Raw genomic sequence first — 13,702 nt, forward strand, 5'->3', positions numbered from 1 at the left:
CCACCCTTAGTCGAATGTACTGAATACTGTTTCGCCCAGGACGAGGGGGTCAAGACAACTTGATCATCACCATGCCGGCCAACAGTAAAATCAGGCCAATCCAGCCTTTGTAGTTCAGGCGCTGGTTGAACAAAATCCACCCTGCGGCCACGGTTGCGGCAATACCAAACCCGCCCCACAAAGCGTAAGCCACTGATAATTCAATACCTTTTACGGCTTGCGCCAAAGCACTGAATGCCCCTAATACTGAAAACAGTGATAATATCCCCAACCACACTCGGCGAAAACCATCTGACATTTTCAGCAAAATATTGGCGATGATTTCCAAGATGACGGCCAAAACCAGGAAAGCAATATGGTAAAACTCAAGCTGTTGCATGATGCTCACCTGAATGGCGACTTGGGCTGTTTGGTTTCTTCGGTTTACGTGTTCCTGATTTCACTAGCATTATGCCGCCGACCAATGTCACTAAACCGGCAATTTTGAGGGGTGATAAACTCTCATCAAACCACAGCACACTAAAAACAGTAATAATCAGGATACCGATCCCTTCCCACAGAGCATAAGCCACACCTAATGCGACTTTCTTGACCGCCAGGGCCAGCAATATATAGGAGCCGGTTATCATTATATACATCACGATGTGGCCGGCCATCTCGCCACTGACACTGGCGTATTTCATGGACAATGTACCGATAATTTCAGCAACAATCGCCAGACCTAAAAATATCCAATAAATCATCATTCTTCTCCTAACACGCATAAACGCACGCTAAGGTCTATTTGTTACGGTTACCAATTCGCTCGACACATCCCACAGGATTTTGTATTGCAGGTTGGCCGTAAGAAATAGAAACTCACTTGGCGTATAAACTTTTATACCTTAAATCATTCGCGTTGCAGGAAGGCGGCAAGGGTGATAATCCCGTGGAACTTACTGGGTAAGTGATGCGGGTTATTGCACGCAGCCAGCGCAGATGCAGCTTGAAATATGACAGGTATGCTTAAAACGGAAGAAGAAAGACGCTATAGCTCGCTGCACCAGTGATGCTCACTGGCCAGAATGGCTGACAGGAAGAGTTGGCAGGTAGAGTGTTTGAAAGTAATTCCATTAATTTTCATCATAATATATCTCTTTTTTTTAGCCACACGCGCTTTAGCCACATTCTTGTATGCCAAACCCAGTGTGATACGCCTAAAACCCTCATCAAATTGGAATAATTAACTGCTCTATTTTTACCATAGCCAATTTTATAAAGCAAACTATCAATTATATAAATAGTTTATAAAAAGAGATTAAAAAATAATGAGTTAGTATTGCTAAAAAAACAAAACCCCTGCATAGCAAGGGTTTTATGTTGAGTGAAAAACACCCGGTTCTCCCATCAGTTCAGGGAGTTACACCAACTTATGCTGTAGCACCCGCCACCGCTTGTTTGGCGAGTTCAGTAATGCGCGCGTAATCACCTTTTTCCAGCGCATCAGCAGGAACCAACCATGAACCGCCGATACACAACACGCTTTTCAGCGTCAGATAATCGCGATAGTTGTTCGGCGTGATTCCGCCCGTTGGGCAGAAACGCACTTGAGAGAATGGGCCGCCAATGGCTTGCAAGGCTTTCACACCGCCATTTGCCTCAGCGGGGAAGAATTTAAACTCACGCAGGCCATAACTCATGCCCAGCATCAGTTCTGAAACAGTGCTTATCCCCGGGATCAACGGAATTGAGCCCGCGGTCGCGGCTTTGAGCAGTTCATCTGTCAGCCCCGGGCTAATCGCAAATTGAGCACCCGCATCAACGACATCCGCCAGTTGCTGAGGATTAAGGACCGTCCCCGCCCCTACAATCGCCTCAGGAACTTCTTTCGCAATGGCACGGATAGCCTCAACAGCACAAGGGGTGCGCAACGTCACTTCCAGCACCCGAACACCACCAGCCACCAGGGCTTTTGCCAGCGGCACCGCTTGCTCGAGCTTGTTAATCACGATCACCGGGACAACAGGGCCTGCGGTCATGATCTGTTCTGCGCTCGTTTTCCAGCTTTTCATCAGTTGTTATCTCCACTTATGCCGATTGGCATGTACTCACCCGAAGGTGCCAGTTGAAATATGGCAGGCAGAATATTCCCGCCGGCCATAAAGAATCACCCTGCGAGCCAGCTAACGGCTCTTTATTATTGCGCCTAAGTGAGGCGCTGTTATCAAACAATAAATAATTTATATCCTGAATAATTCGAGTTGCATGAAGGCGGCAACTAAGCAAACCCCTAGCAGCTTACACAAGTAAGCGACTGGGGTGAGCGAAGGCAGCCAACACGCATGCCGCTTGAAGTATGGCGGCTATTTATTCGAATTCATTCCATGAACGGCCGTCGCGCGTAATCATGGCAACAGACGCCACCGGCCCCCAAGTCCCAGACTGATAAGGCTTCGGTGCCTCATTATCAGCAGCCCATGCATCCATGATGGAGTCGACCCACTTCCAGGCTTCCTCAACCTCATCACGGCGCACAAACAGCGCCTGGATGCCGCGCATTGTCTCCAATAACAGCCGTTCGTAGGCATCCGCAATATGCTGTTCGTTAAAGGTTTTGGAGAAACTGAGGTCAAGCTTGGTAGTTTGTAAGCGGTGTTTATGCTCCAGACCCGGCACTTTATTCAGCACTTCAATTTCGATACCCTCATCCGGTTGCAGACGAATGGTCAGCTTGTTTTGTGGCAATTGTTGATAAGATTCACGGAACAAATTCAGTGCGGGATTTTTAAAGTACACCACCACTTCAGAGCATTTGCTTGGCAGACGTTTACCGGTTCTCAGATAGAACGGCACACCGGCCCAGCGCCAGTCATCGATATCCACTCGGATAGAAACGAATGTTTCGGTGTTGCTGCTTTTATTCGCCCCTTCCTCTTCCAGATAACCCGGAACTTTATTACCCTGCACAAAACCAGCCGTATACTGGCCGCGAACCGTGGTTTCTCGCACATTGGTGTGATCAATACGGCGCAGCGAGCGCAGCACTTTCACTTTTTCATCACGGATACGGTCGGTACTCAAATCTGCCGGCGGTGACATGGCAATCATGGTCAGGATTTGCAGTAAGTGGTTTTGAATCATATCGCGCATCTGACCGGCTTGATCAAAATAGCCCCAGCGCCCTTCAATCCCCACTTCTTCCGCAACGGTTATCTGTACATGATCAATCGTGCGGTTATCCCAGTTTGAGGCAAATAGTGAGTTGGCAAAACGCAGAGCCAGCAGGTTCAGCACCGTCTCTTTACCTAAATAATGGTCAATACGATAAACCTGACACTCATTGAAATACTCAGCGACCTGATCGTTAATCACTCGCGAAGAGGCTAAATCTTTCCCCAGCGGTTTTTCCATCACGACGCGGGCAGGCTCTTTATTCAGCCCCGCTTGACCCAAACCTTTGCAAATTGCGCCGAAAGTATTCGGCGGCATCGCAAAGTAGTTAATCGTAGTGCGATTTTTTTGATCCAGCATTTTGCCCAGTTTGGCAAAGTGCTTGCTGTCATTGACGTCTAAATTACAGAAGTCGAGACGAGAACTGAGCTTTTGCCACAATTCATCATCCAGCTTCTCTTTCATAAAGGTATCGAGGGCTTCCTTTACCACGGCTGTGTACGCGTCTTTATCCCAGTCGGCACGGCCTACACCGATAATCCGAGTATCAGGGTGGATGTGACCCGCTTTCTCTAATTGGTAAAGGGAAGGCAACAGTTTCCGGCGAGCCAAGTCTCCCTTAGCGCCGAAAATCACCAGATCACACGCCTGTGCTGCCTGGGCTGTATTAGTTACCGCCATGTTATTCTCCTCGTTGCAGGATATTTGTAATTTTCTTACATTACTAATGTACTCTCTTTGACTATAGCCAGTAAACCCAGATAAAAGCGGGCCAGAAAGGTTAAAAAATACGCGATAGAGTGGCAGGCCGCGTCAAATCAGGCCGCGTAACTTTAAAATGTAATTTTATGACGTTTTTGACAACTATTTACCATTATGAAAATTAGACACAGGTCATATTCTGGTGAAAAAGAGTCATTTCAGACCAGATGCCTCTGCCAACGGGTTCCAGCTCGTAGTATATTTTCATTAAACCGGCATAGATTTCTCCTTTAAATGAAATCGGTAAAACCCATGGGTGACTCTCGTTATATGAATACGCTGGAAAATATCCAAAATAATCTGGACCTTCTGAGCAAATCGGAAAGGAAAGTCGCCGAGGTTATCCTCGCCGCCCCACAAACTGCTATCCACTCCAGCATCGCCACCCTCGCCAAATTGGCGAACGTGAGCGAGCCCACGGTAAACCGCTTTTGCCGTCGATTAGACACTAAAGGTTTCCCTGATTTTAAACTGCATTTGGCACAAAGTCTGGCTAATGGCACACCTTATGTGAACCGCAATGTTGAAGAGGATGATAGTGTAGCCGCTTACACTGGCAAAATATTTGAATCAACCATGGCCAGTTTGGATATGGTGAAAAATAATTTAGATATTGCAGCCATTAATCGGGCCGTGGATTTATTGACACAAGCGAAGAAAATATCATTCTTTGGCCTTGGTGCATCAGCGGCAGTAGCGCATGATGCCATGAATAAATTCTTCCGCTTCAACATCCCGGTAATTTATTTCGATGATATTGTTATGCAACGCATGAGCTGCATGAATTCCAATGAGGGGGATGTCGTGGTATTGATATCTCACACTGGGCGGACAAAAAGCCTGGTTGAGCTGGCACAGCTCGCCCGTGAAAACGATGCCACAGTGATTGCCATTACCTCACGCGATACACCATTGGCCAATGAAGCCACATTGCCTCTGTTGTTAGATGTGCCGGAAGATACTGATATGTATATGCCGATGGTGTCGCGTATTGCTCAATTGACCTTAATTGATGTGTTGGCGACCGGCTTTACCCTGCGGCGCGGGGACAAATTCAGGGATAACCTAAAGCGGGTTAAAGATGCATTAAAAGAATCGCGCTTCGATAAAGGCTCGCCACGGGTCAACAGTGGCGAATAATGTCGGAAAGTGAATTGTGTCAAAAAGTAAATGGTCGCGAGAACAGAAGTCGCTTTGTTTTGTGTTAGCGCATCTTCTGCCATGAGAATTTGGCGTATTATTGAAAAATAATATCAGTCTGACACCCATAACACTGGGTGCAAGACGTGGTTAACAGCTCGCTTTGTCATGTAGTCATTGGTGTAAAGACGCAACCCACTTGGGCCATTTTATGCATCAATTGTTTTACAGTCGCAAGCGGATAACATAAATGACACTATGTTGTTGTAAAACATGGTTGTCACTACGATGTCACCGTAAAATTTGTAGCTTAATTACATTTTACTATCGGATTTATTATCCGCTGTTTTAACAACACCATGCTTCATCAGTCAACGGAGTAAGAGATGTCCAGACGGCTCAGAAGGACCAAGATTGTTACTACACTGGGGCCGGCTACTGACCGCGACAATAATCTGGAAAAGATTATTGCTGCGGGTGCTAACGTAGTCCGCCTGAATTTTTCCCATGGTAGTGCTGAAGATCATGAATTACGGGCCAACAAAGTCCGTGAAATTGCCGCCAGATTGGGGCGCCATGTAGCTATTCTTGGCGATTTGCAAGGTCCTAAGATCCGGGTATCTACTTTTAAGGAAGGCAAGGTTTTCCTTAACGTGCACGATAAATTCCTGCTAGATGCCAATATGGCAAAAGGCGAAGGCGATAAAGACAAAGTTGGTATCGATTATAAAGGCTTGCCAGCAGATGTCGTTCCCGGTGATATCCTGTTACTGGACGATGGCCGCGTGCAGCTAAAAGTTATTGAAGTTCAGGGCATGAAAGTGTTCACCGAAGTCACTGTCGGCGGCCCCCTGTCCAATAACAAAGGGATTAATAAGTTAGGGGGTGGCCTGTCGGCCGAAGCCCTGACTGAGAAAGATAAAGCCGACATTATCACTGCTGCCAAAATTGGTGTCGATTTCCTGGCCGTATCTTTCCCACGTACCGGTGAAGATTTGCATTACGCACGTCGTTTGGCCCGTGATGCTGGTTGCAATGCGCAGATTGTCGCAAAAGTTGAACGTGCCGAAGCGGTAGCAACAGACGAAGCCATGGACGATATCATTCTGGCTTCTGACGTGGTGATGGTGGCGCGTGGTGATCTCGGTGTTGAAATTGGCGACCCTGAGTTAGTCGGTATTCAGAAAAAGCTGATTCGCCGTGCCCGTCAGCTAAACCGTGCGGTTATCACGGCCACCCAGATGATGGAGTCAATGATAACGAACCCAATGCCAACGCGTGCTGAAGTCATGGACGTGGCTAACGCCGTACTCGATGGTACGGATGCGGTCATGTTGTCAGCCGAAACAGCAGCGGGTCAGTACCCGGCCGAAACAGTTGCGGCCATGGCGCGGGTGTGCTTGGGAGCGGAAAAAATCCCGAGCATCAATGTGTCCAAACACCGCCTTGATGTGCAGTTCGACAATGTCGAAGAAGCCATTGCGATGTCGACCATGTATGCGGCAAACCATCTGAAGGGCATCACTGCCATTCTTGCCATGACTGAATCAGGCCGTACGGCATTGATGATGTCCCGCATCAGTTCCGGTTTGCCGATTTTTGCTATGTCGCGCCATGACCATACCTTGAATCTGACGGCTATCTATCGCGGGGTAACACCAGTTTATTGTGATACTCATACCGATGGCATTCTTGCAGCAACTGAAGCAGTCAATAGATTGAAAGATAAAGGTTTCTTGGTGTCTGGTGACTTGGTTATTGTCACACAGGGTGATGTTATGGGGACGATTGGTACCACCAATACCAGCCGCATTATCCGTGTTGAGTAATATGATGTAGCCAAAAACCAAAAAGCCCGCGAATCAACCGCGGGCTTTTTTATTATTCTCGCTTATAGATCTTTGCGAACATACGGCTCCAGCTCGCCTTCTTTGCGCGTTTTGAGCAGTTTTAGAATCCAGGTATACTGTTCTGGATTCGGCTTAACCAACAATTCAACTTCTTCATTCATACGGCGCGCAATATAAGCGTCATCGGCATCTGCTAAATCATCCATTGGTGGACGAATATAGATATCAAGGCGATGCTCACGGTAATTGTAAACCGGGAACATCGGCACAATCGCCGCACGACAAACTTTCATCAACCGCCCAACCGCCGGTAATGTCGCCTTGTAAGTCGCGAAGAAATCAACAAATTCACTTTGCTCGGGGCCATAGTCCTCATCCGGCAAATAATACCCCCAGAACCCCTGACGCACAGAGCTGATAAAGGGTTTTATCCCACTTTCACGAGCATGGATTCGCCCACCAAACCGCAAGCGCGCACTGTTCCATAAATAATCCACTAATGGATTGCGTTGATGGTGGAACATGCCGGCGACCGGCTTGCCCTGCTCGGCTAACAACATGGCCGGAATATCAATCGACCAAGCATGGGGCACCAATAAAATAACATTGCGCTCTTGCTGTTGTAGCCCATCCAAGACCTCCAACCCATGCCAATGAACACGAGATAATACTTTTTTCGGATCACGGAAACACAGCTCAGCCATCATCATTAACGGCTGCGCGGCGGTCGCAAACATTTGATCGATAATATGTTCGCGCTCAGTTTCTGGCAGTTCGGGCATACAATAAAGAAGATTGATACGGGCACGGCGACGGGCACTTTTGGCAAATTTACCGGCCAGACGCCCCACTCCGGCTAATAATGGATCACGGAATTTCGCTGGGACGAAGGCCATCGCTGCCATTGCTCCAGCCCCTAACCACACGCCCCAAAAACAGGGATGTAGAAAAGATTTTTTAAATACCGGAATAAAACCAGCTGCGTCGTTTTTCTCTTTGTGCATCGGGAACTCTTGGAATGGGCGGTGAAAGAATAATATACCGCGGGGTATAAACGCGCCGGTAGCGTAAATTTAGGGCTACCGGCGAGCTATTAATCCAGTTGCAACTGCGGAATGACCTGCTTCGCAATAGCCAGATAGTCGCTGCGATCTTTACCACTTAACCCTTCTGAACGCGGTAATTTGGCGGTCAACGGGTTAACAGCTTGCTGGTTCATCCAAAACTCATAGTGCAGATGCGGCCCAGTAGAACGGCCGGTGTTGCCTGACAACGCAATGCGGTCACCACGTTTCACTTTTTGCCCTGGTTTCACCAATAACTTTTTCAAATGCATATAACGTGTGGTGTATTGGCGGCCATGGCGGATAGCAACATAGTTACCTGCGGCCCCACTGCGTTTCGCGATAACCACTTCGCCATCACCTACCGCAAGCACCGGCGTCCCGACTGGCATAGAGAAATCGACACCTTTGTGCGGTGCAATACGCCCAGTGACCGGGTTAAGACGCCGAGGATTGAAGTTAGACGAAACACGGAATTGTTTTATGGTGGGGAAACGCAAGAAACCGCGTGCCAGACCCGCACCTTGGCGGTCATAAAACTTACCGTCATCAGCACGAATGGCGTAATAATCTTTGCCGCCAGAGCGCATGCGCACCCCGACCAGTTGGCTTTGCTCACTGCGGCCATCCAGTATTTCGCGCGACATTAACACCGAGAACTGATCGCCTTTACGCAGTTTGGCAAAATCCAACTGCCATTGTAATGCTTTGGTCACCGCGCGAATCTCAGCGCCGGTCAAACCAGCTTTTTTCGCACTGGTCACAAAACTACCATCAAGCTGGCCGGTGAGGACCGTATTGCTCCACTCACCTTTCTGTAACTCTTTTGTTTCTTTGAAATTATTGCCAACACGGTCATAGGTGCGAGTTTCCCGACGAGAAACTTCCCAGGTCAGGCGCTGCAAATCACCCGCGTCATTCACTGTCCAGGAGATTTGTTGCCCAATCTTTAGATTGCGCAAATCGCGATTTTGTGTCGCCAACAGAGAAACATCAGAAATATCAATGCCATATTGCGTCAAGATGCTACTGAGGGTATCCCCGGTTGAGACAACATACTCATGAACGCCTGGCTCACTAACATCTTTGGCATCTAATTCGTCTTGTGGAATTTCATCATCTGGCGCGGGTTGGTCAATAGGTTCACTGGCTTCAGGCAATAAAATACGCGTTTGGCTGGTATCCAATACCACGCTCTTGGCGACAGGTTCATGCTCCGGATGATAAACAAAAGGCCGCCAAACAGCTGCGGCCAATGTCATGACAGTCAACGACCCCAGCATGATGCGGTGGGGTCGAGGGAGATTGTTATACGCCAAAGTGATAGTTCGGACTATCTGCTGCACTTATGAGTATCCTTTTAATCTTACTTCAAGCAGCTCACGTATTGGTTCGACAACTGAGACATAAAGTTCACATAGCTGTCCTTGCCTAATACTATGCCACTCCCCAAGGGATCCAATGTGCCTGAACGCACGTCTGTTCCTTTGGCGACAGCATTAATGACGGCCGGCCTGAATTGTGGCTCAGCAAAAACGCATACCGCTTTGTGCTCAACCAACTGTGTTCGAATTTGATGTAAACGCTGCGCACCAGGCTGAATTTCAGGATTGACTGTAAAATGCCCTAATGGGCTCAAGCCAAAGTGTTTTTCAAAGTAGCCATAAGCATCATGAAAAACGAAATATCCCTTACCTTGGGCAGGCTCTAGCATAGTAGCAATATTTTTTTCATTTTGCGCTAGTTGATCCTCGAATCGGCGCAGGTTTGCATCTAATTTGTCCTTATTTTGTGGCATAAGTTCCAATAATCTATCGTGAATAGCAATTGCAGATTGTTTGGCGATGACGGGGGACAACCAAATATGCATGTTATACTCGCCGTGATGGTGCTCATCACTGTGATTATCTTTAGCATGATCATGGTCATGCCCTTCATTCTCCCCATCATGTTCATCATGTTCGTCGCCTTTTATCAATAGAGGCATGACAGAGGGCAACTGAGCTAGGGCAATCTTTTTATTATCAGTGACTTGCGTCAATGGTTTCGATAAAAAGGCTTCCATTTCCGGCCCAACCCAAATAACCAGGTCAGCGCTGCGTAACCGCTGGACATCTGACGGGCGCAGGGCATAATCATGTGGCGATGCACCATCAGGTAACAAAACCTCGGTTGGCAGCACACCATCGGCGATGGCTGAGGCAATAAAACCCAGCGGGCGCACTGATGTCACCACCGCAGCAGAGGCAATACTCACGGGGTTGGCGATTAAAATTGCGCTGGCCAGCATAGCCCGCTGTAGCCATTTATTTTTATGTAACATAATGCGAATTCTCGACGTTTTGATGAGTTGAGCGTAATATTATAACATTCAATCGGTTCTGCAAACGTAATCATCATGTCCACATTGGTCACTCTCGATAAGATATCTGTCACTTTTGGTCAGCGGCGGATACTAAATGATATTTCCCTTTCTCTGCGTCCGGGAAGAATTCTCACCCTGCTTGGGCCAAATGGCGCAGGTAAATCAACACTGGTGCGCGTGGTATTGGGGCTCATTACCCCCACCAGCGGTACTCTGCTGCGTGAGCCGGGTTTGCGTATCGGCTATGTGCCACAAAAACTGCATCTGGATGCCACCTTGCCGCTGACAGTGAGCCGCTTTATGCGGCTGAAGCCAGGCGTCAAAAAAGCTGATATTTTGCCTGCACTTAAGCGGGTGCATGCTGCGCATCTAATAGACCAACCCATGCAGAAATTGTCCGGTGGCGAAAACCAACGCGTCCTTTTGGCCCGCGCCCTATTAAATCGACCACAGCTATTAGTATTAGATGAGCCAACGCAAGGTGTTGATGTTAATGGGCAACTGGCTCTGTATGACTTGATTGAACAGTTACGCAGAGAGCTAGGCTGTGCCGTCTTGATGGTTTCCCATGACCTGCATTTAGTGATGGCCAAAACTGACGAAGTCTTATGCCTTAACCAGCATATTTGCTGTTCTGGTGCGCCCGAGGTGGTGTCAACTCATCCGGAGTTTATCGCCATGTTTGGCAATCGTGGCGCTGAGCAATTAGCCGTTTATCGTCATCACCATAATCATCGTCACGATTTGCATGGAAAGATTATTTTGAAAAATAGTGGGAGTCGTGACGCATGATTGAATTACTGTTGCCTGGCTGGTTAGCCGGTGTGTTGCTGGCAACTGCGGCGGGGCCCCTGGGGTCATTTGTGGTCTGGCGCAGAATGTCCTATTTTGGCGACACACTCGCCCATGCATCATTATTGGGTGTGGCATTCGGTTTACTATTAGATGTGAACCCATTCTATGCCGTGATAGTGATGACTATGGTGTTAGCGCTTATTCTGGTGTGGTTGGAGCGCCGCCCGCAATTAGCCGTCGACACCCTGCTCGGGATCATGGCTCACAGTGCGCTGTCTTTAGGTTTAGTGGTCGTTAGCCTCATGCATAATGTCCGGGTCGATTTAATGGCCTACCTGTTTGGCGATCTACTTTCCGTCACACTGAGTGATATTGGGCTAATTGCAGTCGGCGTCACCGTCGTGTTGGGGATATTATGTTGGCAATGGCGAGCATTGTTATCTATGACTATCAGCCCAGAGTTGGCCCACGTGGATGGGGTTAATTTAGAGCGCGTTCGGATGTTACTGATGCTCGTCACGGCCCTTACAATAGGGTTGTCGATGAAGTTTGTCGGCGCGCTGATTATCACTTCCCTATTAATAATCCCAGCCGCCGCTGCACGTCGCTTTGCCCGGACGCCAGAACAAATGGCCGCTATTGCCATCGGTATTGGTATTATTGCGGTCACCGGGGGGTTAACCTTCTCCGCTTTCTATGATACCCCCGCAGGCCCTTCCGTCGTGCTCTGCGCCGCGGTGATGTTCATCCTGAGCCTGTCACAAAAAGCACGCGCATAATAACGTAAAAAATGGGGTTGATATTGTTGAACCCCATTGCAAATTCCCTCTATTTATTCTCCGATTTACGTCATTAATAATCATTAATTCTGTTTTTAATATTCCAATTAGTGTGATCAACCACAAATACAATAAATAGCCAGTGCAATACCCTGCATGATACATCAAGTAGCAAGCAATAATAACGGTATGCAGATTCTTTCTCGTCTCTGCATCGGCTTTATACACGCTAAATTTACGCAGCATCACTATTGCACAGAGGCGACCTATCATGGATAGATCAACCCCCACCAGTTTACTTCAGCAACCCAAACCGTTCTTTATGATCTTTTTTGTCGAGTTGTGGGAAAGGTTCGGCTATTACGGTGTTCAGGGGATTCTTGCTGTTTTCTTTGTCAAACAATTAGGGTTCTCGCAGGAACAAGCATTTGTGACTTTTGGCGCTTTTGCTGCCTTGGTTTACGGCTTGATTTCAATTGGTGGATACGTTGGCGACCATCTATTGGGCACCAAGCGCACCATGGTTTTAGGCGCAATAGTGCTGGCTATCGGCTATTTCGCCACCGGTCTCTCACTGTATCAACCCAACTTAATCTTCTTCGCACTCGGTACCATCGCCGTGGGTAACGGGTTGTTTAAAGCCAACCCAGCCAGCTTATTATCGAAATGTTATCCACCTAAAGACCCCCGTCTGGACGGGGCTTTTACACTGTTTTATATGTCGATCAACATCGGCTCTTTACTGTCATTATCATTGGCACCGGTTATTGCTGAGCACTTCGGCTACACCATTACCTATTACTTATGCGGTATTGGTTTAATTTTTGCCCTGCTGGTCTACTTCTGCTGCCGCCATATGGTGCGCAATATTGGCTCTGAACCTGATGCTAAGCCCTTAAATTGGCGCAATCTATTTTTGGTGCTGGCCGGCACGGCGGTGATGATATGTGTCTGCGCCTGGTTGATGAACCATATAATTATTGCCAATCTGGTGCTGATCGTCTTATCGCTAATTGTGGTGTTTATCTTTTTTAAAGAAGCAGTTAAGCAAGACCCACTGGGGCGTAATAAAATGTTTGTGGCTTTTATTCTGATGATTGAAGCCATCGTGTTTTATGTGCTGTATGCACAGATGCCCACCTCATTAAACTTCTTCGCTATCAATAATGTTCACCATGAAATTCTTGGGTTCAATATCAACCCAGTCAGCTTCCAAGCATTGAACCCATTCTGGGTGGTGGTCGCCAGCCCGATTTTAGCCTCAATTTATACTCGTTTGGGCAGCCAGAATCGTGACTTATCCATGCCCGCAAAATTTACTTTAGGCATGTTTTTATGTTCACTTGGTTTCCTGACCGCAGCTGCAGCCGGAATGTGGTTTGCTGATGCTCAGGGTCTGACATCCCCTTGGTTTATTGTTCTGGTGTATTTATTCCAGAGTTTAGGGGAGTTGATGATAAGCGCCCTCGGTTTAGCCATGGTGGCGGCATTAGTACCACAATATTTGATGGGGTTTATTCTAGGGATGTGGTTCCTGACACAAGCGGCATCATTCCTGATTGGAGGCTATGTCGCGACCTTTACTGCCACCCCTGAGGGGATAACTGACCCGCTAGCAACATTACCTATCTACACTGACGTATTTGGCAAAATAGGCATGGTTACACTGGCCATTGCTTTGGTGATGGCGTTATTGATCCCCTGGCTTAACCGAATGATCAATACCCCGAGCGCTGAAAAAAACGTTGTTTGAAAATCACTTTTATCAGGGCTGGCCTGAGCGCCGCCCTGCATGAA

The 13,702-nt window shown here is 47.8% G+C and carries 12 protein-coding genes; 5 read left to right on the plus strand and 7 right to left on the minus strand.

Features of this window, described 5'->3' with window-relative positions; genetic code table 11:
• Nucleotides 1–49: 49 nt before the first annotated feature.
• The 4 genes from mdtI to zwf all read right to left on the minus strand — a co-directional run bounded on the left by mdtI (nucleotide 50) and on the right by zwf (nucleotide 3,831).
• Nucleotides 50–379 (minus strand): multidrug/spermidine efflux SMR transporter subunit MdtI, encoded by a 330-nt coding sequence (gene mdtI / locus D5F51_RS09570; RefSeq protein WP_025378096.1) that lies wholly within the window; start codon nucleotides 377–379, stop codon nucleotides 50–52.
• Nucleotides 366–743, minus strand: coding sequence for a multidrug/spermidine efflux SMR transporter subunit MdtJ (gene mdtJ, locus D5F51_RS09575; protein ID WP_025378095.1), 378 nt, complete (start codon nucleotides 741–743; stop codon nucleotides 366–368). Before mdtJ ends, mdtI begins: the two co-directional genes overlap by 14 nt.
• 666 nt (nucleotides 744–1,409) lie before the next feature.
• Nucleotides 1,410–2,051, minus strand: a complete 642-nt coding sequence (locus D5F51_RS09580; RefSeq protein ID WP_129196377.1) for a bifunctional 4-hydroxy-2-oxoglutarate aldolase/2-dehydro-3-deoxy-phosphogluconate aldolase — start codon at nucleotides 2,049–2,051, stop codon at nucleotides 1,410–1,412.
• A gap of 295 nt (nucleotides 2,052–2,346) precedes the next feature.
• Complete coding sequence (gene zwf / locus D5F51_RS09585) at nucleotides 2,347–3,831, minus strand: glucose-6-phosphate dehydrogenase (protein ID WP_129196379.1); 1,485 nt, start codon at nucleotides 3,829–3,831, stop codon at nucleotides 2,347–2,349.
• Nucleotides 3,832–4,182: 351 nt separating this feature from the next.
• Between zwf and D5F51_RS09590 the strand changes: the two genes are divergently transcribed.
• Together D5F51_RS09590 and pyk are read left to right on the plus strand one after the other, a co-directional pair.
• Nucleotides 4,183–5,052: a MurR/RpiR family transcriptional regulator gene (locus D5F51_RS09590; protein ID WP_129199294.1), complete on the plus strand. Its 870-nt coding sequence runs from the start codon at nucleotides 4,183–4,185 to the stop codon at nucleotides 5,050–5,052.
• 386 nt (nucleotides 5,053–5,438) lie between these two features.
• Nucleotides 5,439–6,881, plus strand: a complete 1,443-nt coding sequence (pyk, locus tag D5F51_RS09595; RefSeq protein WP_025378091.1) for a pyruvate kinase — start codon at nucleotides 5,439–5,441, stop codon at nucleotides 6,879–6,881.
• A gap of 62 nt (nucleotides 6,882–6,943) precedes the next feature.
• Here the strand turns inward: pyk and lpxM are convergent, their stop codons facing one another.
• From lpxM to znuA, 3 genes are all read right to left on the minus strand, one after another.
• Entirely contained in the window at nucleotides 6,944–7,906 is a 963-nt protein-coding gene (gene lpxM, locus D5F51_RS09600) for a lauroyl-Kdo(2)-lipid IV(A) myristoyltransferase (RefSeq protein WP_129196381.1), read from the minus strand.
• A gap of 89 nt (nucleotides 7,907–7,995) precedes the next feature.
• Nucleotides 7,996–9,312, minus strand: a complete 1,317-nt coding sequence (gene mepM, locus D5F51_RS09605; protein WP_025378089.1) for a murein DD-endopeptidase MepM — start codon at nucleotides 9,310–9,312, stop codon at nucleotides 7,996–7,998.
• Between the two features lie 20 nt (nucleotides 9,313–9,332).
• A complete protein-coding gene (znuA, locus tag D5F51_RS09610) occupies nucleotides 9,333–10,289 on the minus strand; it encodes a zinc ABC transporter substrate-binding protein ZnuA (protein WP_129196382.1) in 957 nt (318 codons plus the stop codon).
• A 75-nt stretch (nucleotides 10,290–10,364) separates the two neighbouring features.
• Between znuA and znuC the strand changes: the two genes are divergently transcribed.
• From znuC to dtpB, 3 genes are all read left to right on the plus strand, one after another.
• Nucleotides 10,365–11,123, plus strand: a complete 759-nt coding sequence (gene znuC, locus D5F51_RS09615; RefSeq protein ID WP_087768776.1) for a zinc ABC transporter ATP-binding protein ZnuC — start codon at nucleotides 10,365–10,367, stop codon at nucleotides 11,121–11,123.
• Nucleotides 11,120–11,905 carry a zinc ABC transporter permease subunit ZnuB gene (gene znuB / locus D5F51_RS09620; protein ID WP_129196384.1) on the plus strand — a complete coding sequence of 262 codons (786 nt, stop codon included), beginning with the start codon at nucleotides 11,120–11,122 and terminating at the stop codon, nucleotides 11,903–11,905. The genes znuC and znuB overlap by 4 nt, the downstream gene beginning before the upstream one ends.
• Nucleotides 11,906–12,176: 271 nt before the next feature.
• Nucleotides 12,177–13,658, plus strand: coding sequence for a dipeptide/tripeptide permease DtpB (gene dtpB / locus D5F51_RS09625; protein ID WP_129196386.1), 1,482 nt, complete (start codon nucleotides 12,177–12,179; stop codon nucleotides 13,656–13,658).
• The last annotated feature ends 44 nt before the right edge of the window (nucleotides 13,659–13,702 follow it).

The sequence above is a fragment of the Yersinia hibernica genome (genome assembly GCF_004124235.1).
Classification (GTDB): domain Bacteria; phylum Pseudomonadota; class Gammaproteobacteria; order Enterobacterales; family Enterobacteriaceae; genus Yersinia; species Yersinia hibernica.